Annotated in this window: 23 protein-coding genes; 10 read left to right on the top strand and 13 right to left on the bottom strand. The window is 60.7% G+C overall.

Annotated features, from left to right (window positions below; translation table 11 throughout):
- Window positions 1-97: 97 nt before the first annotated feature.
- From LRL22_RS08735 to tapT, 4 genes are all read right to left on the bottom strand, one after another.
- The gene (locus LRL22_RS08735; protein WP_040098961.1) at window positions 98-523 is read right to left on the bottom strand and encodes a hypothetical protein; all 426 of its coding nucleotides are present in this window, start codon (window positions 521-523) and stop codon (window positions 98-100) included.
- Between the two features lie 194 nt (window positions 524-717).
- Entirely contained in the window at window positions 718-1,491 is a 774-nt protein-coding gene (yaaA, locus tag LRL22_RS08730) for a peroxide stress protein YaaA (protein ID WP_270905201.1), read from the bottom strand.
- A 47-nt stretch (window positions 1,492-1,538) separates the two neighbouring features.
- Entirely contained in the window at window positions 1,539-2,648 is a 1,110-nt protein-coding gene (gene tapU / locus LRL22_RS08725; protein WP_236271980.1) for a type IVa pilus ATPase TapU, read from the bottom strand.
- A gap of 28 nt (window positions 2,649-2,676) precedes the next feature.
- Window positions 2,677-3,711 carry a type IVa pilus ATPase TapT gene (tapT, locus tag LRL22_RS08720; protein ID WP_005340354.1) on the bottom strand — a complete coding sequence of 345 codons (1,035 nt, stop codon included), beginning with the start codon at window positions 3,709-3,711 and terminating at the stop codon, window positions 2,677-2,679.
- 39 nt (window positions 3,712-3,750) lie between these two features.
- Between tapT and LRL22_RS08715 the strand changes: the two genes are divergently transcribed.
- From LRL22_RS08715 to LRL22_RS08695, 5 genes are all read left to right on the top strand, one after another.
- On the top strand, window positions 3,751-4,452 hold the full coding sequence (locus LRL22_RS08715; protein WP_058057968.1) for a YggS family pyridoxal phosphate-dependent enzyme: 702 nt from the start codon (window positions 3,751-3,753) through the stop codon (window positions 4,450-4,452).
- A gap of 142 nt (window positions 4,453-4,594) precedes the next feature.
- Window positions 4,595-5,419 (top strand): pyrroline-5-carboxylate reductase, encoded by an 825-nt coding sequence (gene proC, locus LRL22_RS08710; protein ID WP_270905200.1) that lies wholly within the window; start codon window positions 4,595-4,597, stop codon window positions 5,417-5,419.
- 11 nt (window positions 5,420-5,430) lie between these two features.
- The gene (locus LRL22_RS08705) at window positions 5,431-5,982 is read left to right on the top strand and encodes a YggT family protein (protein WP_005341416.1); all 552 of its coding nucleotides are present in this window, start codon (window positions 5,431-5,433) and stop codon (window positions 5,980-5,982) included.
- Window positions 5,982-6,284 (top strand): DUF167 family protein YggU, encoded by a 303-nt coding sequence (yggU, locus tag LRL22_RS08700; protein ID WP_005340341.1) that lies wholly within the window; start codon window positions 5,982-5,984, stop codon window positions 6,282-6,284. Before LRL22_RS08705 ends, yggU begins: the two co-directional genes overlap by 1 nt.
- A gap of 43 nt (window positions 6,285-6,327) precedes the next feature.
- Window positions 6,328-6,747 (top strand): DUF4426 domain-containing protein, encoded by a 420-nt coding sequence (locus tag LRL22_RS08695; protein WP_270905199.1) that lies wholly within the window; start codon window positions 6,328-6,330, stop codon window positions 6,745-6,747.
- Between the two features lie 101 nt (window positions 6,748-6,848).
- On the opposite strand, the gene LRL22_RS08690 is transcribed toward LRL22_RS08695, so the two are convergent.
- The 7 genes from LRL22_RS08690 to LRL22_RS08660 all read right to left on the bottom strand — a co-directional run bounded on the left by LRL22_RS08690 (window position 6,849) and on the right by LRL22_RS08660 (window position 14,276).
- A complete protein-coding gene (locus tag LRL22_RS08690; RefSeq protein ID WP_005357935.1) occupies window positions 6,849-8,045 on the bottom strand; it encodes a NupC/NupG family nucleoside CNT transporter in 1,197 nt (398 codons plus the stop codon).
- A 182-nt stretch (window positions 8,046-8,227) separates the two neighbouring features.
- On the bottom strand, window positions 8,228-9,163 hold the full coding sequence (locus LRL22_RS08685; protein ID WP_162515184.1) for a LysR family transcriptional regulator: 936 nt from the start codon (window positions 9,161-9,163) through the stop codon (window positions 8,228-8,230).
- Between the two features lie 82 nt (window positions 9,164-9,245).
- On the bottom strand, window positions 9,246-9,782 hold the full coding sequence (locus LRL22_RS08680) for a glutathione peroxidase (RefSeq protein ID WP_005340333.1): 537 nt from the start codon (window positions 9,780-9,782) through the stop codon (window positions 9,246-9,248).
- A 58-nt stretch (window positions 9,783-9,840) separates the two neighbouring features.
- Complete coding sequence (locus tag LRL22_RS08675; protein ID WP_270905198.1) at window positions 9,841-10,404, bottom strand: NnrU family protein; 564 nt, start codon at window positions 10,402-10,404, stop codon at window positions 9,841-9,843.
- 232 nt (window positions 10,405-10,636) lie between these two features.
- Entirely contained in the window at window positions 10,637-11,770 is a 1,134-nt protein-coding gene (locus LRL22_RS08670; RefSeq protein WP_270905197.1) for a glycerate kinase, read from the bottom strand.
- Window positions 11,771-11,779: 9 nt separating this feature from the next.
- Window positions 11,780-13,042: a GntP family permease gene (locus LRL22_RS08665; protein ID WP_108613298.1), complete on the bottom strand. Its 1,263-nt coding sequence runs from the start codon at window positions 13,040-13,042 to the stop codon at window positions 11,780-11,782.
- Between the two features lie 118 nt (window positions 13,043-13,160).
- Window positions 13,161-14,276: a sugar diacid recognition domain-containing protein gene (locus LRL22_RS08660; RefSeq protein ID WP_270905196.1), complete on the bottom strand. Its 1,116-nt coding sequence runs from the start codon at window positions 14,274-14,276 to the stop codon at window positions 13,161-13,163.
- A gap of 209 nt (window positions 14,277-14,485) precedes the next feature.
- On the opposite strand from LRL22_RS08660, the gene LRL22_RS08655 reads away from it, so the two are divergent.
- Together LRL22_RS08655 and LRL22_RS08650 are read left to right on the top strand one after the other, a co-directional pair.
- Complete coding sequence (locus LRL22_RS08655; RefSeq protein WP_026034971.1) at window positions 14,486-14,860, top strand: YacL family protein; 375 nt, start codon at window positions 14,486-14,488, stop codon at window positions 14,858-14,860.
- A gap of 66 nt (window positions 14,861-14,926) precedes the next feature.
- Complete coding sequence (locus LRL22_RS08650; protein WP_005340323.1) at window positions 14,927-15,223, top strand: hypothetical protein; 297 nt, start codon at window positions 14,927-14,929, stop codon at window positions 15,221-15,223.
- Window positions 15,224-15,290: 67 nt separating this feature from the next.
- Here the strand turns inward: LRL22_RS08650 and LRL22_RS08645 are convergent, their stop codons facing one another.
- The gene (locus LRL22_RS08645; RefSeq protein ID WP_216959492.1) at window positions 15,291-16,028 is read right to left on the bottom strand and encodes a substrate-binding periplasmic protein; all 738 of its coding nucleotides are present in this window, start codon (window positions 16,026-16,028) and stop codon (window positions 15,291-15,293) included.
- Between the two features lie 120 nt (window positions 16,029-16,148).
- Here LRL22_RS08645 and LRL22_RS08640 point away from each other — a divergent pair, with 120 nt between their 5' ends.
- The 3 genes from LRL22_RS08640 to LRL22_RS08630 all read left to right on the top strand — a co-directional run bounded on the left by LRL22_RS08640 (window position 16,149) and on the right by LRL22_RS08630 (window position 19,281).
- The gene (locus LRL22_RS08640; protein WP_270905195.1) at window positions 16,149-16,979 is read left to right on the top strand and encodes a CPBP family intramembrane glutamic endopeptidase; all 831 of its coding nucleotides are present in this window, start codon (window positions 16,149-16,151) and stop codon (window positions 16,977-16,979) included.
- Window positions 16,980-17,182: 203 nt separating this feature from the next.
- Window positions 17,183-18,499: a sphingomyelin phosphodiesterase gene (locus LRL22_RS08635; RefSeq protein ID WP_270905194.1), complete on the top strand. Its 1,317-nt coding sequence runs from the start codon at window positions 17,183-17,185 to the stop codon at window positions 18,497-18,499.
- Window positions 18,496-19,281, top strand: a complete 786-nt coding sequence (locus tag LRL22_RS08630; protein ID WP_270905193.1) for a hypothetical protein — start codon at window positions 18,496-18,498, stop codon at window positions 19,279-19,281. Before LRL22_RS08635 ends, LRL22_RS08630 begins: the two co-directional genes overlap by 4 nt.
- Window positions 19,282-19,283: 2 nt before the next feature.
- On the opposite strand, the gene LRL22_RS08625 is transcribed toward LRL22_RS08630, so the two are convergent.
- Window positions 19,284-20,504 carry a DEAD/DEAH box helicase gene (locus LRL22_RS08625; RefSeq protein ID WP_270905192.1) on the bottom strand — a complete coding sequence of 407 codons (1,221 nt, stop codon included), beginning with the start codon at window positions 20,502-20,504 and terminating at the stop codon, window positions 19,284-19,286.
- Window positions 20,505-20,624 lie beyond the last annotated feature (120 nt).

Below are 20,624 nucleotides of genomic sequence, written 5' to 3'. Positions count from 1 at the left end.
CCACCACCCAAGCTGAATGGCCTGAGCGCCACAAAATCTGCACCCGCCCAAAACCAAGAGGCGAAGGATCATCCTTCGCCTCTGACGTAACAGCTGGCTACTCGTTCTGGGGCAGGAACTGCAGTTCCGGCGCCGAGGAGGTCAGCACATCGGCGCAATAATCCCAGGTCGAGATGCGATAGTGCTGCAGATCTTCATCCAGATGCAGACCATCCGACTCCTGATGGAACCAGCTGGCAAAACGGGATGGGGTGATGAGCTGGATCTGCTCTTCGATGGCGTGACTATCCTTCCCCTCGGCCAGATCGCAATCTTCGATAACACGCAGGGCGTAGATATGGCGAAAATATACCCGGCAGAGGATTTGCGGGGGCAGATCGATGCTGCGCGCCCGCCCCAGCATGATGGTCAGAGAGTCGCTCCAGAGATCCTGATGCAGCTCGGCCACAACCAGACCGGGCGGTAGCTGGCGGGACGGAGCCCAAGGTACGGCAACCTGCCGAATGGCATTTTTCTGTTCCATATTCACCTCACGACGACTCGCTCCCTGTCTTGAGTCTATCTGAACCACATAGTCCCGGCGAAGGCAATCGATGGACAATAAAAACGGCAATAAAAAAGCCGACGTATCAAACGTCGGCGAATAAAAAGTGCTTACAACAGAGGATTCACATGTTCAGACCCGCGGGTCGAAAGATTGGTTCCCTCTTTTTGTAATTAATTTTCGGCGCGTTTAAACATCAGGGTATTGGCGTCCGACTCTTCCGGCACAAAGTAGTAACCCTCGGCGTTGAAACCGGTCAGCTGCTCCACCTCGGTCAGGCGGTGCTTGATGATGTGGCGAGCCATCATGCCGCGCGCCTTCTTGGCGTAGAAGCTGATGATCTTGAACTGACCGTTCTTCTCATCCTTGAACACCGGCGTGACGATCCGCCCTTTCAGGCTCTTGGGTCGTACCGACTTGAAATACTCGTCGGAGGCCAGATTGATCAGCACCTCATCCCTCTGGGCTGCCAGCGCGTCGTTGAGGTGATGAGTGATCACCTCCCCCCAGAACTGGTAGAGATCCTTGCCGCGACTATTGTCGAGCCTGGTCCCCATCTCCAGCCGATAGGGCATCATCAGGTCGAGGGGGCGAAGCACGCCGTAGAGGCCTGAGAGCATCCGCAGGTGTGCCTGAGCGAAGTCAAAATCGGCCTCGCTGAAATCCTCTACCGCCAATCCGGTGTAGACATCCCCCTTGAAAGCCAGCAGCGCCTGACGGGCGTTGGCGGGGGTGAAATCTGGCTGCCACTCGGCAAAACGGGCGGCATTGAGACCGGCCAGCTTGTCGCTGATCTTCATCAGAGTGGCGATCTGGTCAGGGCTTAGTTGGCGGGCTCGGCTAATCAATTCGGCGGAGTGATCCAGCAGCTCGGGTTGGGTGAAACGGGGTGTCACCAGCGGTGACTCGTAATCCAGCGTCTTGGCCGGGGAAACCACAATCAGCATAACGTTCCTTTATGGCGAGGGGCCGAACGACAGAGCGGCCCCATGATTCATTCATCCAGCGTCACATTGTCCAGCGTGCCAGTGCCGAGCCGCTCGCGACCGGAGAGCTTGATCAGCAGTCGCAGGTCGTTGGCCGAGTCGGCGTGGGCGAGGGCCTCACTGTAGCCAATCTGGCCGGCGCAGAACAGGCTGAAGAGCGCCTGATCGAAGGTCTGCATACCCAGCTCGGTGGATTTGGTCATCACCTCCTTGAGGCGATGCATCTCTCCCTTGCGGATAATGTCGGTGATGAGCGGGGTATTGAGCAGGATCTCGAACGCAGCGCAGCGCCGCTTGCCATCCATACTCGGCACCAGCTGCTGGGCGACGATGGCCTTGAGGTTGAAAGAGAGATCGAACAGGAACTGGCGGTGTTTGTCTTGCGGCACCAGATGGAGGATGCGATCCAGCGCCTGGTTGGCATTGTTGGCATGCAAAGTGGCGAGACAAAGGTGTCCCGTCTCGGCGAACTGCAGGGCAAACTCCATGGTATCCTGACTTCGGATCTCGCCGATCAGGATCACGTCCGGCGCCTGTCGCAGCGAGCTTTTTAGCGCCACATCGAACGACTCGGTGTCGATCCCCACCTCTCGCTGGGTCACCAGACTGCGACCATGCTGATGGACGAACTCCACCGGATCTTCCACCGTCAGAATATGGCCGTCAGCATGCTGGTTGCGATAGCCGATCATCGCCGCCTGGGTAGTCGATTTGCCCGCCCCGGTGGCGCCGACAAACAGCACCAGCCCCCGCTTGGCCATCGCCACCTCTTGCAGGATCTTGGGTAGCTGCAAATCTTCAAAGGTGGGAATGCGGGTCTCGATACGCCGCACCACCATGCCGGGCAGCTCCTGCTGCCAGAAGGCGCTGACCCGAAAACGGCCAAGCGCCTCGCGATAGATCGCGTAGTTGGCCTCCTTGGTGCGGATATAGCGCTCGAAGTGATCGCTGCTGAGGGTATCCCTGACCAGCGTCAGCGCCCCCTTCTTGTCGAGCGCTTCGCCCCCCAGCGACACCAGATGGCCATTCACCTTGAGGGTGGGCGGCGAGCCCACCGTCACAAACAGATCCGATCCCTTTCGCTCGACCAGCTCGCTCAGCAGATCATCCAGATTCATCATCTATCCCTCCCTGGGTGCGAGTCGCTTAAATGCTGTTGGGATCGACGGCCTTGGCCTTGGCATCGAGGGATGCCACTACGCCGCGACTCACCAGCTGCTTGAGGCTCTGATCCATGGTCTGCATGCCGTGGGTCATCCCGGTCTGGATCACCGAGTAGAGCTGGGCAATCTTGTCCTCCCGAATGAGGTTACGCACCGCCGGAATGCCCATCATGATCTCGTGGGCCGCCACCCGACCGCCACCGATACGCTTGAGCAGGGTCTGGGAGATGACCGCCCGCAGGGATTCGGAGAGCATGGAGCGCACCATGTCCTTCTCCGCGCCTGGGAAGACGTCGATGATACGGTCGATGGTCTTGGCCGCCGACGAGGTGTGCAGGGTGCCAAACACCAGATGGCCAGTTTCGGCGGCGGTCATGGCCAAACGAATGGTCTCAAGGTCGCGCATCTCGCCCACCAGAATGATGTCCGGGTCTTCCCGCAGTGCCGAGCGCAGAGCGTTGCTGAAGCTCTTGGTATCCCGGTGCACTTCCCGCTGGTTTACCAGACAGCGTTTGTTCTCGTGGACGAATTCGATGGGGTCTTCGATGGTGAGGATATGGTGATGGAAGTTCTCGTTGATGTAGTTGACCATGGCTGCCAGGGTGGTCGACTTACCGGAACCGGTCGGGCCGGTCACCAGCACCAGACCCCGCGGGAACTCGGCGATCTTGCGGAAGATCTCCGGCGCATCGAGATCCTCGAGGCTCAGCACCGTGCTGGGGATGGTACGAAATACCGCGCCCGAACCGCGCGCCTGCTGGAAGGCGTTGACCCGGAAACGGGCCAGATTGGGCACCTCGAACGAGAAGTCGACCTCGAAGTTCTCCTCCAGCTCCTTGCGCTGATGGTCGTTCATGATGTCGTAAATGAGGGCATGCACTTCCCGGTGTTCCAGGGCGGGCAAATTGATCTTGCGAACCTCACCATCAACCCTGATCATCGGGGGAACCCCGGCCGAGAGGTGTAGATCCGAGGCTTTATGCTTTACACTGAAAGCCAATAACTCTGTGATATCCATAGACTTGTCATTCTCCCATCACAAGATCACTAACGAAATATGAACCAGATTGCCCAGCACCTGTTTCAGGTAAAGGAACGTATTGCCCAGGCCGCCGAACGGGCGAGCCGCAACCTGCAGCAGATCCGCCTGCTGGCCGTGAGCAAGACCAAACCTGTCGAGGCCATCATGGCCGCCCATGCCGCAGGTCAGCGCTGCTTTGGCGAATCCTACGCTCAGGAAGCAGCGGCCAAGATCGATACCTTGCGCCAGCAGCCGGAATATAGCGACATAGAGTGGCACTTTATCGGCCCTTTGCAATCGAACAAATCCAAACTGGTCGCCGAACGGTTTGACTGGGTGCAGAGCGTGGATCGGGACAAGCTGATCGACCGCCTCAACAACCAGCGCCCAACTACAATGGCACCGCTAAATGTTTGTCTGCAAATCAATATTAGCGGAGAGAGCAGCAAATCCGGAACGTCGGAACAAGAGATTTTCCGCCTTGCCGAGCTGGTATCTCAAAGTGAGCGACTGGTGCTGCGGGGGCTGATGGCCATTCCCGAACACACCAGCGACGAGGGCGTACTGGCCGCCCAAATGACCCGTATGCAGACTCTGTTCACCGAGCTTGCGCGACAATACCCCACGGTGGATACCCTCTCGATGGGGATGACCGAAGATCTCGAACTGGCGATCGCCCACGGTAGCACCATGGTGCGGGTCGGCACCGCCATCTTCGGCGCCCGTGACTACTCATAGGCAAGGCCAGCGGATAACCCATACATCCGCCTCTTGCCGCGACTTCATCAACAGGAGCGTTTGATGGAACACCGAATTCTGGCGTCAGTTGGTGCAGGCAGCACCCACCCCGCCGCGACCCCATGTGCAACAGGAGCATCTGATGCAGCATAGAACGCTGGCCTTTATCGGCGCGGGCAACATGAGCCGAAGCATCATCGCCGGACTGGTCAAGGCGGGTTATCCCGCCGGGCAGATCACTGCTGCCAACCCCAGTCTGCCCAAGCTGGAGACGCTGGCGAGCGAACATGGCATTCGCATCACCCAGAGTAATGCCGAGGCGGCCCGCGACGCCGAGGTGATCGTGCTGGCGGTCAAACCGCAGCTGATGGCCGGCATGTTGGCAGCACTGGTTGAAGAGCTGGGATCCCTTGAGGGCAAGCTGCTCATCTCCATCGCGGCTGGCATCAAGGTGGCGCGCCTTGGCGAGATGGCCGGTGGCCACGACCGCATCATCCGCACCATGCCCAATACCCCTGCCCTGCTGGGTCTGGGCATGACCGGTCTCTACGCGCCCGAACATATTGCCGCCGCGGATCGCGAGTTTGCCGAGCAGATGATGCAGGCGGTTGGCAAGACCCTCTGGGTGGAGCAGGAGTCCGGTATCAACGGCATCATCGCCGCAGCGGGCAGTGCCCCAGCCTACTTCTTCCTCTTTATGCAGGCGATCGCCGAAGAGGCAGAGGCAATGGGCTTCTCGCCCGAGCAGGCTCGCCTGCTGGTGCAGCAGACCGCGCTGGGCGCAGCCGCCATGGTGGAGCAAAACCCGGAGCTGGCGCTGCAGACCCTGCGTGAGCAGGTGACCAGCAAGGGCGGCACCACAGCCGAAGCCATCAAGACATTCCAGCAACAGGGGCTGATGCCGCTGACTGCACAAGCCATGCAGGCGGCCGTTGCTCGCGCCACCGAAATGGAAACCCTCTTCTAACAGGAGCCCAGATGAACACTGCTTACTTTCTGATTAACACCGTTTTCGATCTCTACCTGATGGTGATCCTGCTGCGCGTCTGGCTGCAGTGGGCCCGCGCCGACTTCTACAACCCGATGAGCCAGATGGTGGTCAAGCTGACCAATCCGCTGGTGATCCCGCTGCGCCGCGTTATCCCGGGCTTTGGTGGCATCGATCTCGCTTCCGTGGTGCTGGCGCTGGCCATCGCCTTCGCCAAGCTGGCCCTGCTCAAGAGCATGAACGTACTGCTGGCGGACTGGCTCAGCATCAGCCTGTTTGCCGCGCTGACCGTGCTGAAGAAAGCGGGCTCGATGATCTTCTGGGTACTGCTGATCCGCGCCATCCTGAGCTGGGTCAGCCAGGGCCGCAACCCCATCGAATACGTGATGCATCAGCTGACCGAGCCGTTCCTCGCCCCTATCCGCCGCGTACTGCCGGCACTGGGCGGACTGGATCTCTCGGTGCTGGTCGCCTTTATCGGCCTGCAAGCCATCAACTACCTGCTGGGTGACCTGTTTGGCCAGCTGTGGTGGATGATTTGATGCCAGCCGTCCTGCAACAAGGGGATGAACTGGTACTGCATCTGGTGATCCAGCCCAAGGCGAGTCGGGATCAGATCATCGGATTGCATGGCGAAGAGCTGAAAGTGGCCATCACGGCGCCGCCGGTTGATGGCCAGGCCAACAGCCATCTGATCAAGTTTCTGGCCAAGCAGTTCAAGGTAGCCAAGGGACAGATCACCATAGTGCGGGGCGAGCTGGGGCGACACAAAACCGTCGCCATCGACAGCCCCAAACAGTTGCCGCAAGAAGTGAGTGCACTGCTGAATGACACGCAAGGCTGAATGAATCGGCCTGCGCCAACCGTAGATATGAGAGGGATGACAGATGAAAACAGCCTGGATGAGTGGCCTGCTGGCACTGCTGATGACCCTGCCGCTCAAGGCAGAACAGATTAAGGAGCTGGGGCCCTGGCTGGTGCACTACAACGCCTTCAACTCCAGCTTCCTCACCCCCGAGGTCGCCAAAGCGTATGGACTGGAGCGCAGCCGCTACAACGCCATCATCAATATCGCGGTACAGGACAAGCAGAAAGTGGCGCAAGCCGTGGGGATCACCGGTGAGGCCAAGAACTTGACCGGCACCATCCGCACCCTGAACTTTCAGGAGGTAAAAGAGGGCGACGCCATCTACTATCTGGCGACCCTCCCCTACCGCAACGAAGATACCTATCAGTTCACCCTGAAGATCATGGGCGGTGGGCAGCAACAGAACCTCAGCTTCCAGCAGACCTTCTACGTCGACTGAGCACCAACAAGAAGCCCCGACCAAAGCCGGGGCTTCATTTTATCCATATGACAAGGGTGCCATCAGGGCGCCCTTGTTGCATCTATTCCGTACCGCAGCGGTTACAGGGCGAGGAACAGACCGGCCAGACAGGCGCTCATCAGGTTCGCCAGCACGCCGGAGAGAATGGCGCGCATGCCGTAACGGGCGATGAAGGATTTGCGCTCCGGCACCATGGAGCCCAGACCGCCGATCAGGATCGCCATGGAGGAGATGTTGGCAAAGCCGCACAGGGCGAAGGTCACGATGGCCTTGCTCGACTCGCTCAGGGTCTGATCCTGCACCAGACCGATAAAGGCGACGAACTCGTTGACCACGATCTTGGTGCCGATCAGGGCGCCAGCAGCTTGCGCCTGATCCCAGGGCACGCCGATCAGCCAGGAGACGGGGGCAAACAGCCAGCCCAGAATGATCTGGAAGCTCAGATCCAGCCCCACCAGACCGCCAGCCCAACCCAGCAGACCATTGAGCATGGCGATCACGCCAACGAAGGCCAGCAGGGTCGCACCGACCGCCACCGCAATATTGAGGCCAGACATGGCGCCATCGGCCGCCGCCTCAATCACGTTGGTGGCGCGGGGGATCTCCACATCCTGATGGTGATCGACCTCTTCAGCTCCCGGCGGCACCAGGATTTTGGCCATCGCCAGACCGGCAGGGGCCGACATGAAGGCGGCAGCGATCAGGTATTTCAGCTCAACCCCGAGGCTGGCATAGCCCACCAGGGTGCCACCAGCGACAGAGGCGAGACCACAGCTCATCACAGCGAAGAACTGGGAATCGGACATCTTGGAGAGGTAGGGTTTGACCACCAGCGGCGCTTCCACCATGCCGACGAAGATGTTGGCGGTCGCGGAGAGGCTCTCGGCACGGCCGGTGCCCAGCAATTTCTGCAAGCCACCACCCAGCAGGGCGATCACCCGCGGCATGATGCCGATGTGGTAGAGGATGGCGATCACCGCGGAGAAGAAGATGATGACCGGCAACACGTTGAAGGCAAAGATGAAGCCCAGCTTGAACTTGGCCAGATCGCCGAACAGGAAGGCGATCCCCTCCTGACCATAACCGATCACGCTGCTTACGCTCTCGCTGACCCCGTTCAGCACGTGCTGACCGGCAGGCAGCCAGAGCACCAGACCGGCAAACATGACTTGCAGACAGAGGGCAAGACCAACTGTTCGCAATGGGATACGACGACGATTATCAGAGCAGATGACGGCAAGCGCCAGGATACTCAGGATGCCGAGCAGGGCAATCATAGGGACTCCATCAGGTGGGGCAAAAGATGGGCGCGGATTCTGCGCCTCTCACCCCGTCACTGCAAGTCCGCTTGGTTACAAGCCTGTTAGAAAAAACGTTTGCACGATATCGGTTGCGCCAACTGGCTGATTTGGTTCGGTTTTAGTATCAGGAGAAATCGAGAGTTTTTATATGGAAACAATCATTCCTCACTGCCGGACAATTTACCCCCGAGCCAGGGGGCCAGTCGCTGCTCCCAATAGGGTTCGGGGCCAAAGCGGGCCTTGAGAAAATCGATGAAGAGACGGATCTTGGGATCCAGATGTTCGCGCCGGGCATAAACGGCGTGTACCGCCATCTGCTGGTTCGGTCGCCATCCTGGCAACACCGGGATTAGCTTGCCGCTCTGTAACTCCTTGTCCAGCAAGTAGTTGGCGATATAGGCGATGCCGAGCCCGGCCAGTGCCGCATCCCGCACCGCCTCCGCCATATCCACCCGATAGTTGCCCGCCACCTGCACCGTCTGGCGCTCCTTGCCCTGGCGAAACGACCACTGGTGATAGCGCCGCTCCCGACTCTGGTAAGTGATGCAGTTGTGCTGGGCCAGATCCTTGGGATGGAGTGGCGTACCGTGGCTCAGCAGGTAATCCGGCGAAGCCGCCACCACGAAGCCAATGTCGGCCAGCCGCTGTCCCACCAGCCCTTCCGGCTTGTCCTCATAGGTGGTGAGCCAGAGATCCAGCCCCTCATCCACCAGATTGGTTCTGTGGTCGAACAGCGAGACCTCCAGCTCCAGCTCGGGATAGCGATCCTGAAACGCCTTGAGATGAGGAATGACGTGCAGACGACCAAAAGATTGGCCCACCCCGAGATGGAGCACGCCACTCACCTTGCCACGCCGCTCGGCGATCATGGAGTCAGCCTCCTGCGCCACCGCCACCAGCGCATGGCAGTGACGGGCATACTCCTGACCCAGCTCGGTCAGGACGAAGCGGCGGGTGGTGCGCTGCACCAGCTGGGCGCCAAGGGTGGTCTCCAGCAGCGCCAGCTGCTTGCTGATATGGGATTTGGAGACCCCGAGACGACGGGCGGCGGCAGAGATCCCCTGCTCGCGCACCAGCGCATCGAAGATCACCATTTGAGGAAGACGTTGCAGCACAGGATAACCGGATTGAGTGGCGGGAGCCCATTATTCCAGAGCCGCCCGCCAAGGGGTAGGGTCAGAGCCCCAGCGCCCGGGTGATCTGCAGTTTGAGGGGGTCGTCAGCCGGATTCTGGTTGGCGCCGTAGCTGGCGATCAGCTTGCCATCGCGACCCACCAGATACTTGTGGAAGTTCCAGTTCGGCTCATCCCCGTCAGCGGCCGCCGCCAGCCCCTTGAACAGTGGCACAGCATCGGAGCCCCGCACCGCTACCCGATTGAACATCGGGAAGGTGACGCCATAGTCGCGGCGACACACCTCGGCAGTCTTGGTCTCGTTGCCCGCCTCCTGCCAGAAGTCGTTGGAGGGGAAGCCCAGAATAATCAGACCCTTATCCTTGTAACTCTGGTAGAGCTTCTCCAGATCTCGAAACTGGCCGCTGTAGCCGCAGTAGGAGGCGGTATTGACCACCAGCACCACCTTGCCCTCGGTCAGCTGACAGAGGTTATGGCGCTGAGAGTTGTTTAGCTCCCGCATCTCCACATTGAAATAATCTGGGCACGCCGCAGAGGCCGCACCGGCCCCCAATAACAGCAACAGAGTGAACCATTTCATCGCCAAGACTCCTTTTGTTTTGTCCATCATACGCGGTTACCAGAGCCGCAGTTCACTCTCAATGCAATGGAATGCCGGTCAGCCAGCCGTGGCCCCAGAACACCAGCAGCGCGGTGGCAGCCAGGCCCGCCCCGACGCTGATGCCGGTGCCCGTCCAGTTAGCCGCCGGACGGGGATATCGCTGCCACTCCCGCACCGAAATCCAGACCATGCTCACCAGCGCCCACAGCCCGATGCCGCCAAACAACACCAGAGAGCGCGCCTCGCTGTTGACCAGCAGATGGGCCACCGCCCAGAGCAGGGTACCGAGCAGTTGGGGATGCACCAGCCAACGGCGCAGATGGTTGGGCCCCTGGCCGGAGAAGAAGAGGATCAGCGCAAAGGGCATCATCACCGTCATGGTCATCGGCCCCCACTCCGGCAGGAAGTAGAGCGGCAGCGAGCTGGCCGAGCGCCAACCGGCGATGATGCAGGCGATGGCGATAAACACCAGCAGGGAGAAGAGCCCCTTGTAGCGATTCTCACCCAGCCGTTCTCTCAGTCGCGCCCGATGGGCCACCGCAAAACAGGGGTAGAGATGGATCAGGGTAAACAGCGCAACCCCCAGGGTCAGCAGGAACATGAGTCTCTCCTTGTACTTGGTACGACCACTATGCCGTAAAGGGAGATGTGCGCCTATCAAAACCGCGCTGACCCATGGAGTCAAAAGTGTGGCAAGACAAAGGAGCAGAAAGAAAAGAGCCGATCACGATGGATCGGCAAATAAGTGCCAGGGCAGTCAGACATCTCGCGGGATGGGAGATGCCCCAAACGGGGATATTGAATGGCCGATGGCGCCCATCGGCCGAACCGGATCAACCCTTGAGTTGATAGAGTGCCGCGACGTTGCGCGCAGTGAGTTGAATGTTGGTACTGGCGCTCTCCAGCGCCTCCGGCAGAGACATGGCGCGGTTGACCACGGCGAATACCGCGTCCAGACCGTGATCGTGTACCACACCACAATCGTCGGTCAGGCAACCGGAGATGCCGATCACCGGCTTGCCGAACTGCTTGGCGCAACGTGCGACACCGATTGGCGTCTTGCCATGGATGGTCTGGCTGTCGATGCGCCCTTCGCCTGTGATTACCAGATCCGCATCGGCCACTTCCTCGGCCAGTTTCAGCGCTTCGATGACGATCTGGATGCCGGGCTTGAGCTCGGCACCAAGCAGACCGACCAGTGCGGCCCCCATGCCACCGGCAGCGCCCGCCCCCGGAATATCCTTCACCTGCTTGCCAAGGGCCTGCTCAATGCAGTCGGCATAACGGGAGAGGTTGGCATCAAGTTCGACAACCATCTCGGGCGTTGCCCCCTTCTGCGGGCCAAACACCGCAGAGGCGCCTTTCGGGCCGCAGAGCGGGTTGTTCACATCACACGCCACCTCGATAACCAGCTCGCCCAGACGCGGATCCAGACCGCTCAGGTCGATGGTCTCGAGCTCACCGAGACCCGCGCCACCCAGCTCGATGGCAGAGCCATCGGCTTTGAGAAACTTGCCGCCGAGCGCCTGGATCATACCGGCTCCGCCGTCATTGGTGGCGCTGCCGCCGATACCGAGAATAAGGTGCTTCACCCCCATCTCCAGCGCGGCCAGGATCAGCTCGCCGGTGCCGAAGCTGGAGGTGAGCAGCGGATTGCGCTGCTCGGGCGCCACCAGATGGATGCCGGAGGCGGCAGCCATCTCGATGACGGCGCGCTGGCCATCACCCAGCAGGCCGACGAAGCCCTGCACCTTGTTACCTAGGGGCGCGGTCACTTCGACCGGCAGGATGCGGCCACCGGTGGCATCGACCAGCGATTGCACCGTGCCTTCACCGCCATCGGCCATCGGCAATTTGACGTAGGTGGCGTTCGGCAGTACCTGCTTGAAACCAGCCTCGATGGCATCAGCCACCGCCATGGCGCTCAGACTCTCCTTGAATGAATCGGGGGCAATAACAATTTTCATATCAATTCCTTAGGCGAGGCCAAACACGCCAAACATCAGGGTGGAGACAGTGGCAATGGTCAGACCGACTGCAGTTTCGTAAGGGATAAGTTTCAGGCGCTCCCCCACCCCCATGTGGACGCTGCCACCGGTGGCATGGAAAAAAGAGCCGTGGGGCATGTGGTCAAACACGGTGGCACCAGCATGGATCATCGCCGCCCCGGCCAGACTGCTGATCCCCAGTTCAATCAGGGTGGAGCTGAAGACGTTGGAGGCCACCACGGTACCTGCGGTAGTCGAGGCAGTCGCCAGCGACATCAGGGCACCGGAGATAGGCGCCAGCAGGTAAGAAGGCAGACCGGAGGCGGTCAGGCCGCTGATCAGCACATCTTTCAGGCCGGAGTTGGCGATAATGCCCGCCAGGGTTCCGGTGCCCAGCAGCATGATGGCGACCGGCGCCATGCGGGCGAGGCCGGAGACCGCAAACTGGTTCACCTTGCGGAATTTACCCATCATCAGGGCGCCGACCAGACCACCGAGGGGCAGTGCAATCAGCGGATCCACCACGATACCGGCAACCGGGCGCAGAGCCAGCAGCAGGATGGCGACCAGCGGTGCACTAATGGCGGCGGCAAAGCCCGGCAACTTGGCACCGGCAAAGCTCACCACCTCATCAGCGGCAACCTTGCTGCCCTTGTTGTTCAGCCGCTTGGCCAACCAGTAGGCCATCACCAGACCGAACAGACCCGGGATGATACCCGCCGCCATCACAGAGGTGAGGGGAAGATGGAAGGCATCAGCCGCGGCAATGGCGTTGGGGTTGGGGGACATGACGTTGCCCGCCTTGCCGCCGCCGATCATCGCCAGCAGGATGGCCGCCTTGGAGAGATCGGCACGGCGGGCGATAGCCAGCGCGATGGGGGCAACCGTGATAACGGCCACGTCCACGAAGACACCAACCGCGGTCAGGATCAGGGTTGCCAGCGCCAGCGCCAGCAAGGCGCGGGTTTCACCCAGCTTTTTGACGATGGTCTCGGCGATAGTGGTGGCGGCACCCGATTCGATCAACACGCCGGCCAGTACACCGGCCGCCAGGATCCGCATCACAGCAGTGGTGATCCCCTGGGCGCCGCCGATCATCAGGGCGACGGTCTGGGTCAGATCGGCACCGCCAATCAGGCCACCGGCAAGGGCACCCACGATCATGCCGTAAGCGGGCGGCACCTTCTTCAAAATGAGGATGATGGCGATGGAGAGCGCCGCGATGGCGCCAAGGGCAGTAACCGGGATCATGACGGACACCTTCAATGGGAGTGAATGGCCGCCATTATGGAGATCTGCAATCAGAATGCTTTGGCTGAATAGCCAAAAAACGTGTCATGCAAAAGTAGTTTTTTGTCTAATTTTACAATCACAAGTCGAGATTAAGGCCGAGATAGAGCAAAAATTTGTCGTCTAACTTGTTGAAATTCAACCCGGTTATCTGCTCTATCCGCCCCAGCCGATAGCGCAGGGTATTGGGGTGAATGAACAGGGCTTCGGCACAGCGATGCAGATCACAATCCTGCAAGAAATAGTGGCGCAGGGTCTTCTGCAGCGCCCCTTTGCCATCTTCCCGGGCCAGTTTTTGCAGCGGTGCGCGCAGCTGATCCGCCTGCCAGGAGTCCGCCAGACTGCCGAGCAGCACCGGCAAACGGTAGTCCTCAAAGAAGTAGACCTGTTTGCGCGGTGCTTGCCGCATGCCACGGCGCAGGGTATCTCGCGCCGTCTGGTAAGAGCGCGCCAGCCCGTCGATCCCGGCGAAGTAATCGCCCACCGCGATATGCACCTTGAAGTGGGGAATGCGCGCCAGCAACTGCTTGATCCGGCTGCGCTCCTGCGCCGATTGCCAGACGCCCTCACTCAATTGCGCAGGTTTGAGCACCACTATCTCGTCGAGCCCGTTGATGGCGACCAGATTGTCCCGCTCCGGGTTCTCCAGCTGATGAACCAGCTCCCGCAGACGAGCCGGATCAGCCTCTTCCAGGGCCAGCACGGCCACCACCCGAGGCTGGGCCAACTCCAGCCCGAGAAAACGGGCCGCCTGCTGCAATTGATCGACTCGCCCCTCACCACGAATGAGCTGCAACACCAACTCCTCCTTGTGGCGCTTGTCCCACTGCAACTGCTCGGTAAGCGCCGCCTGCTCCAGGATCAGTTCTGCCGTCATTCGCACCAGCTCGGCGTAAGCACGAACGATGTCCGGATCGCCGGAGATGCCGATCACCCCGATCAGCTCCCCCTGATAGGAGATGGGTAAATTGATGCCGGGTCGCACCCCTTTGAGCTGCAAGGCAGTCGCTTCGCTGATCTCCACCACCCGGTTTTCGGTCAATGCCAGCACGGCCCCTTCGTGACGCTGATGAATTCGCTCCGGATTGCCGGACGCAATGATGAGGCCATGTTCGTCCATCACGTTGACCGAGAACGACAGGATCTTCATCGCCCGTGCGACGATCTGGCGGGCAAGGTTATCGTTTAGCTGCATAACATCTCCGGACAAGGGGCTGATCTGGCGGCGCCACCATGGGTCGATTCAGAGCACATGGGCGCAAAGATGCCACATCATCAAGACAAGCGAGAGGGGGATCGCTAGAATAGGCCACTTTACCCGATGTGTGCCCCGCCATGGAGCAGGAATTGCGTGCTTGCACCCGCCTGCCCGTGATGGCCCATCCCTCCGATCTGGACTGTGCTATGGATTATGAATTTCGCCGCGACCCGTTTGGTGGCTATCGCGCCCGGTTCTCCATGGGCCATGAAGCCATCGGTCAGTGGCTGATCGACGAGGTTGGCAAGGATGAGGAGAAGCTCGACGAGCTCTTCTCCATCATTGATCAGCTCTCCAACCGCACCCGAGTCGAATACCGGCTCAACGGCGGTGACTACTCCCTGCTGCTGACCCATGAAGAGGCGGAGGTGAAAGCCAACGCCCTCAATATCGAGCTGGGTGAGGATCTTGACGATCTCGCCTACTACGATGATGAACAGCTGGCCATGTGCGGGCTGGAAGATTTTGCCCAGGTGCTTACCTCCTGGCGCGCCTTTATCCGTAACGAGGATATGGGCTGATTGACCCAATGTCGGATTACTATGTCGGGCAAATGTGCCCTTTTGCCTAACTCAACAGGATTGACTATGTCTATTTACGATTTTGATGACGAACTGCCGGAAGACGAAGAACAGGAATCCACCAAGAAAGCGGCTGCACCTGCCAAGAAGAAAGGCAAGCAGGTGATGAACACTCAGGTCAACCTGAGCCCGCGCGATGCCAGCCGTCTGAACGGCATGCACGTTGAAGCGATCGCCACGCTGGACGACGTCAGCCTGCCGAAGAACGTCATCTTCAAGGCAGGCCTGATCGCCCTGGGCGAACTGGAAGCCAGCAAGCGCGCCGATATCATCGCCCGCGTGATTGCCGAATCAGGCCGCTAAGCGTCCCTGAAGGCAAATAGAAAGCCGGAGCCACTGCTCCGGCTTTTTGTTTTCCGGCCGTGCACTCTCAACGGCAATCGATCCCCTTTCCGGCTCGGGAGATCAGTTGGTCATAGCGGCCATCGGCACGGGCGGCAGCCAGGGCATGATTGAAGCGCTCAAGCAGGTTGGCGGCCTCCGGGTACTGCCGTGAAATGATCAGGTAAAAGGTGTCGCTCTGACGAAAGTGGGGCAATGCCTGCAGATGGCAGGGGTCGCCAAACAGCTGACGGCTGGCATCCCGGGTCACCGTCTCGTTCATCGGCAGCAGATCGATCCGTTTGCGATCCAGCAATTGCAGACATTGTGCCAGGGTCTTGGGGCGCTGCAGATCCAGCCCGAAACGCTTGATCACCCCGTCGGCATGGCTGGTGCTCCACCCCAGCGGAATGCAGACACGCAGCCCTTGCCAGCGGCCAGCCTGAATGGCCTCGCTCCCCCGATAGGTGTACCAGGAGAGGCGATCTATATGAATGGGAGCGCTGTAGTGGAAGAGCTTGGCCCGCTCGGCAGTCCAGGCGTAGGGGAAGGTGGCCGCAACCAACCCATTGCGGGTCAACTGATAGCCGCGGGGCCAGGGCAGGTAGTCGACCTGGAGCTCTCGATACCCGGCCTCTTGCAGCAGGGTCGTCACCAGCCGGGTGCTCTCGCCGCCTTCAGGCAGGGCCTTGCCGGTATAGGGGGTGAACTCACCGGTCACCAGCAGCAAGGGTGCGGCCTGCAGCCAGACACACCAACAACACAACAACCACAGACAGTGCTTCATCAGCTGCTCTCCCTTTACCCTGTTGATGAGTATAGAGAAGGGATCCGACCACCTCCTGCGCGGTTGTCCTGCTGACGCCCACTTGTTAAGGTTGCCGCCTGCCTCGATCAAGGAGATCCAATGTTACCCCTCCCCGACTCATTTATCTGGGGCACGCTGGCGCTGGCCGTGCTGCTTGCCCTCTTCCGCCAACGTCTTCCCGCCTTTGCCCTGCTGGGACTCTCCCTGCTGCTGGCCCTGTGGCTTGACCGAATGACGCTACCCGCCCTACTGGTCTCGGTCGCAGGATTACTGCTGGCGTGGCGTACGCCAACCCTCCCCGCCCGCCGGGCGATGGCGGCCCGAGTGGTGCTGATCCTCTGGGCGATTGCGCTGACCCTGCACCTGATCCCCGGCTTCAACAATCTCAAGGTGCTGGGTCAGGCGCTGGCAGGCCCCGCCAGCGTGCCGTTCAACATGTATCTGAACCTCGACAAACCGCTGCTGCTCTTCGGCTTGCTGCTGGCCTGCCCGATGCTGCTGGGCAAGGGGGGCGCCATCCGCTGGCGCCCGCTGGCCCTGTTACTGCTGCCGCTGGGTGCCCTGCTGGTCATCGCCTGGCAACTGGGGGCACTGAAACCGGAAGTGGGTCTGCCCCACTGGTGGTGGCTGTTTGCACTCAACAATCTGCTGTTCACCTGTGTGGCGGAAGAGGCGCTGTTTCGCGGCGCGATCCAGCAGGGGCTGACCGAGCGTTACCGCCCCTGGATTGGCATCGTCGTGGCTGCGCTACTGTTCGGAGCTATTCACCTGCCCGGTGGCCCACTGCTGGCGCTGTTTGCGACCCTGGCAGGCTGCTGCTACGGCCTGGCATTCCAGCTCAGCGGGCGACTCTCCGTGGCCATCCTGATCCACTTCGCCTTCAACTTCGCCCATCTGGCGCTCTTCACCTACCCGCTGGCCCACCGCTAACTCCTGAAGTGAAGGCGCCCGACACGGGCGCCTTCCCTCGCTCTTCCCTCTCTCTTTAAGCGTGCTGCCTCGCTCGCTTTACAGCTCCACAAAGCTCCAAACAAAACCAATTCATTTACTTGTAACCAAAATGTAAACAAACTGACCTCTGCATTCGCCATAACAGTCACTTTCCATTGCCCTGCAACCAAAAGGATCCTGTGATGCAGAAAACCCTCAGTTATGCCGCCCTGCTGCTGGTCAGCCAGTTCCCGCAACTGGCACTGGCCGATACCGATGTCTATCTCACCAACAACAGTCCTGAACCGCTCCAGATCGACATCCGTCAAAGCGGCAGCGGCCAGCTGCAACCCGGCAGTCAGTGGAGCCAGCACCGCACCGAGCTGGGCCCATGGGAGAGCGCCATGGTACTCAGCTTCAATCGCTATGAGGGGGTAAAGGCGGGCAAGAGCTATCTGTTCGAAACCCGCGTGACCACAGCGGGTGGCGACGTCTATCGGCTCAACCAGCTGATGGAGGGAACCTGGTGGAACACCACCTTGCAGCACGGTGGCGAGACGCCGACCAGCGCATCCGGCTGGCAAAACGATAGGGAGATCCATCGCGTTGCGGGGCCACAAGAGCTGGCCTTTGCCGCCAAGTTCACCGGCCGCTACGACGATCTGCACTATATGATCACGCCCCCCCAAAAACGGGAGCAACCGGAACCGGCAGAAAATAGGCTCAAGGTGGCCAGCTACAACGTCTGGGCGCTGCCTGTGATCGCCTCCAGCATCGGCGAGCGGTTGACCTTGCTGCCTGATTATCTCAAGGGCTATGACGCCCTGCTGCTGCAAGAGGTATTCGATGGCCGCCGCGAGGGCTTTTTGCAGGCGCTGGCGAAAGAGTACCCCTACCAGACCAAGGTACTCGACAAGCCCGGGGTCAACATTCATGACGGCGGCGTGGTGATCGTCAGCCGCTATCCCATAGTGCGGGAGGCCCAGCTGGTCTATCCCCAATGCACCGGCACTGACTGCTTCGCCGACAAGGGGGTGATGTACGCCGAGGTGATCAAGGGGGGCAAGGCGTGGCACCTGTTCGCCACCCACACCGCCAGCTTCGACACCGACGAGGCGCGCAAGTTGCGGCAGATCCAGTTCGGTCAGATCCGCTCTCTGGCAGCCAGCCTCAAGATCCCCGCCAGCGACACCGTCATCTACGGCGGTGACTTCAACGTCAACAAACGCAAGTTTGCCGATGACTACGCCAACATGCTGGCCAATCTGAACGCCCATGAACCCGCCTATGGCGGCTATACCGAAGCCACCTTCGACCCCAGGATCAACCCCTATGCCGGTGGCCCGCTCTCCGGTGGCGCCAACGTCGAGTATCTGGACTATCTGGTAGTGAGTCGGGAGTACGGCAGCGCCAGCCACAACCTCAACACGGTCTGGATCCCGCGCAGCAGCGATGGCAGCCTCTGGCCCGCCAGCAACCTCTCAGACCACTTCCCGGTCAAGGGAGAGATCAGCCGATGACTCGCCGTTACGGGATACTGGCGCTGGCTATCCTGACCCTTTTGCTGGTGAATCTGGGCTGGCAGGAAGAGCCGTCCCCGATATCACCAGAACGGTCGGAGACGCCCTCTCCGGCCGATGTGCAGTTGCCAGCAGAACCGGGGAGCCCGCCTCCCCGCATACCAAACGCTGAGGGGATGGATGGCAAAAGCAAAGAAGTGCCCAGCAGCTGGCAGGCGATGCCGGATGAACTGATCAACCAGCTTGCCAGCGAGATCAGCGACAGCGAGTTGCCGCTGGCGCAGCGCGTGAGCAATCTGGAAGCAACAGAGGCCGGGTGGCTGAGCGAGGGGGAGAGTCTGATCCGGTTACAGGGGCGCTATGCCCTGGCGCTGGATCAGTTGGCACAGGAGAGCGAGCAGTTACCTCTGGCAGAGCGGCTGGACGCCCTCAGCCTCTTGCAGGATCGGTGGGCAGCGGATCATCCGGATTTGGCGGTGGAGCTGTTCAACCCGGATGCCCGCCTGCAGCAAGCTCGTCAGCTTTGGGGAGATGAGGAGCTGGCCACCCTGGCCCGCCACTTCCTGCCCGCAGAGCAGGCTGAAGCCACGCTGGCGTTTGCCGAGGCGCGCCAGCAACAGCTCGATCAACGCAGCCGCTACCAGCGAGAGCTGGCCGAGCTCGAGCAGCAGCTGGCGGTCAGCCAACAGCAGATGGAGCCTGCGCTGTGGCAACAACACAAGGAGGAGGTGTTGAGCCAGTGGCGTCGTGACTTCTTCGCGCGGGAGCAAGGCAAACCCTGAGGTCAGCGCTTGCCCTTGAACTGCTTGACGCTGCGTTTGGCCTGAGTACGGCGATTGGCCTGCTTGTCACGAGGGGGGCGCTTGCCCTCCCCGCTGGCAGGCTGGTCAGTGACCGGGAATCCCGCCAGATCGCCCAACGGCAGCTCGCGGCCGGTCAGGGTGCGAATGGATTGCAGCATGTCACTCTCGCCATGGCAGACCAGCGAAATGGCCAGCCCCTCGCGGCCAGCCCGGGCGGTACGACCGATGCGGTGTACATAGACAGGGGCGCTGGCGGGCAAGTCCAGATTGATCACCACCGGCAGCGCCTCCACATGGATGCCACGCGCCATCAGGTCGGTGGCCACCAGCACCCGAATTTTGCCCTCTTTGAAATCGCCGAGCGCCTGCTCGCGCACCGCCTGCTCCTTCTCGCCATGAAGGGCGGCCACCGCAATGCCCGCCTTGGCCAGCTTTCTGGCAACCCCGTCGGCATCATCCCGCGCACTGATAAAGACCAGCACCTGCGGCCATGCCTGCTCCTTGAGCAAGCTGATGAGCGCCGGGACCTTGCTGCTCTTGTTGACCAGATAGAGCCGCTCTTCGATCTCGTTCACCACGCTGTTGAGGGGGGTGGCCTCGATACGGGTAGGCTCGCGCAGCAGGCCGTTGGCCAGCGCCTCCAGCTCGGCAGGCAAGGTGGCGGAGAAGAGCAGGGTCTGGCGATCCGCAGGAATAAAGCCGAGCAGCGCCTTGATGTCGGGAGCAAAGCCCATCTCCAGCAGGCGATCCGCCTCATCCAGCACCAAGAGTTGTAAACCATCCAGCCCCAGCAACTGTTGGGTCAGCAGATCCCGCAACCGCCCCGGCGTGGCGACCAGCAGCTGTGGCCCCAGCGCCAGCTCGGCCTGTTGCCGCTCCTGCGCAACGCCCCCACACAACGTCACGATGCGCAGCCCCAGCGCCTTGGCGCCCTCTTCAAGCGCGGCAGTGACCTGAATCGCCAGCTCGCGGGTTGGCACCAGCACCAGACCCTGCACCTGACTGGAGGCAGGATCCAGCCGTTGCAGCAGCGGCAAGCCAAACGCCAGGGTCTTGCCGCTGCCGGTCTGGGCCAGCGCCAGCAGATCCTGCCCCGCCAGCGCCGCCGGAATGGCCAGCTGCTGGATGCGGGTCGGCGTCTGCAAGGTGACGGGCAAAGAGGCAAGCAGAGCGGGATGAAGGGCAAGTTCGCTAAAGGTCATGGCGCTACGTCAACAAAGAAGTGGGAGGCGAAGTCTAGTGAGCGGGGGCCGAGAAGTAAAACCCTATCCATGATGGCCTGGCCGAGGGACGCTGGCGACCGGCTGACTACACTTTAGCTG

This window comes from Aeromonas sp. PI_26 (genome assembly GCF_027854445.1).
Taxonomy (GTDB): Bacteria; Pseudomonadota; Gammaproteobacteria; order Enterobacterales; family Aeromonadaceae; genus Aeromonas; species Aeromonas veronii.
This window is presented reverse-complemented; position numbering and strand designations above follow the sequence as displayed.

What these genes read in the sequence shown, in the direction of transcription:
- tapU (WP_236271980.1), bottom strand. Translation starts at nt 2,648, where the DNA reads ATGAATCTGGATGATCTGCTGAGCGAGCTGGTCGAGCGAAAGGGATCG.
- LRL22_RS08735 (WP_040098961.1), bottom strand. Translation starts at nt 523, where the DNA reads ATGGAACAGAAAAATGCCATTCGGCAGGTTGCCGTACCTTGGGCTCCG.
- LRL22_RS08670 (WP_270905197.1), bottom strand. Translation starts at nt 11,770, where the DNA reads ATGAAAATTGTTATTGCCCCCGATTCATTCAAGGAGAGTCTGAGCGCC.
- LRL22_RS08685 (WP_162515184.1), bottom strand. Translation starts at nt 9,163, where the DNA reads ATGGTGATCTTCGATGCGCTGGTGCGCGAGCAGGGGATCTCTGCCGCC.
- LRL22_RS08715 (WP_058057968.1), top strand. Translation starts at nt 3,751, where the DNA reads ATGAACCAGATTGCCCAGCACCTGTTTCAGGTAAAGGAACGTATTGCC.
- LRL22_RS08625 (WP_270905192.1), bottom strand. Translation starts at nt 20,504, where the DNA reads ATGACCTTTAGCGAACTTGCCCTTCATCCCGCTCTGCTTGCCTCTTTG.
- LRL22_RS08630 (WP_270905193.1), top strand. Translation starts at nt 18,496, where the DNA reads ATGACTCGCCGTTACGGGATACTGGCGCTGGCTATCCTGACCCTTTTG.
- LRL22_RS08665 (WP_108613298.1), bottom strand. Translation starts at nt 13,042, where the DNA reads ATGATCCCGGTTACTGCCCTTGGCGCCATCGCGGCGCTCTCCATCGCC.
- LRL22_RS08705 (WP_005341416.1), top strand. Translation starts at nt 5,431, where the DNA reads ATGAACACTGCTTACTTTCTGATTAACACCGTTTTCGATCTCTACCTG.
- tapT (WP_005340354.1), bottom strand. Translation starts at nt 3,711, where the DNA reads ATGGATATCACAGAGTTATTGGCTTTCAGTGTAAAGCATAAAGCCTCG.
- LRL22_RS08695 (WP_270905199.1), top strand. Translation starts at nt 6,328, where the DNA reads ATGAAAACAGCCTGGATGAGTGGCCTGCTGGCACTGCTGATGACCCTG.
- LRL22_RS08635 (WP_270905194.1), top strand. Translation starts at nt 17,183, where the DNA reads ATGCAGAAAACCCTCAGTTATGCCGCCCTGCTGCTGGTCAGCCAGTTC.
- LRL22_RS08650 (WP_005340323.1), top strand. Translation starts at nt 14,927, where the DNA reads ATGTCTATTTACGATTTTGATGACGAACTGCCGGAAGACGAAGAACAG.
- LRL22_RS08645 (WP_216959492.1), bottom strand. Translation starts at nt 16,028, where the DNA reads ATGAAGCACTGTCTGTGGTTGTTGTGTTGTTGGTGTGTCTGGCTGCAG.
- LRL22_RS08690 (WP_005357935.1), bottom strand. Translation starts at nt 8,045, where the DNA reads ATGATTGCCCTGCTCGGCATCCTGAGTATCCTGGCGCTTGCCGTCATC.
- LRL22_RS08680 (WP_005340333.1), bottom strand. Translation starts at nt 9,782, where the DNA reads ATGAAATGGTTCACTCTGTTGCTGTTATTGGGGGCCGGTGCGGCCTCT.
- LRL22_RS08655 (WP_026034971.1), top strand. Translation starts at nt 14,486, where the DNA reads ATGGATTATGAATTTCGCCGCGACCCGTTTGGTGGCTATCGCGCCCGG.
- proC (WP_270905200.1), top strand. Translation starts at nt 4,595, where the DNA reads ATGCAGCATAGAACGCTGGCCTTTATCGGCGCGGGCAACATGAGCCGA.
- yggU (WP_005340341.1), top strand. Translation starts at nt 5,982, where the DNA reads ATGCCAGCCGTCCTGCAACAAGGGGATGAACTGGTACTGCATCTGGTG.
- LRL22_RS08640 (WP_270905195.1), top strand. Translation starts at nt 16,149, where the DNA reads ATGTTACCCCTCCCCGACTCATTTATCTGGGGCACGCTGGCGCTGGCC.
- yaaA (WP_270905201.1), bottom strand. Translation starts at nt 1,491, where the DNA reads ATGCTGATTGTGGTTTCCCCGGCCAAGACGCTGGATTACGAGTCACCG.
- LRL22_RS08660 (WP_270905196.1), bottom strand. Translation starts at nt 14,276, where the DNA reads ATGCAGCTAAACGATAACCTTGCCCGCCAGATCGTCGCACGGGCGATG.
- LRL22_RS08675 (WP_270905198.1), bottom strand. Translation starts at nt 10,404, where the DNA reads ATGTTCCTGCTGACCCTGGGGGTTGCGCTGTTTACCCTGATCCATCTC.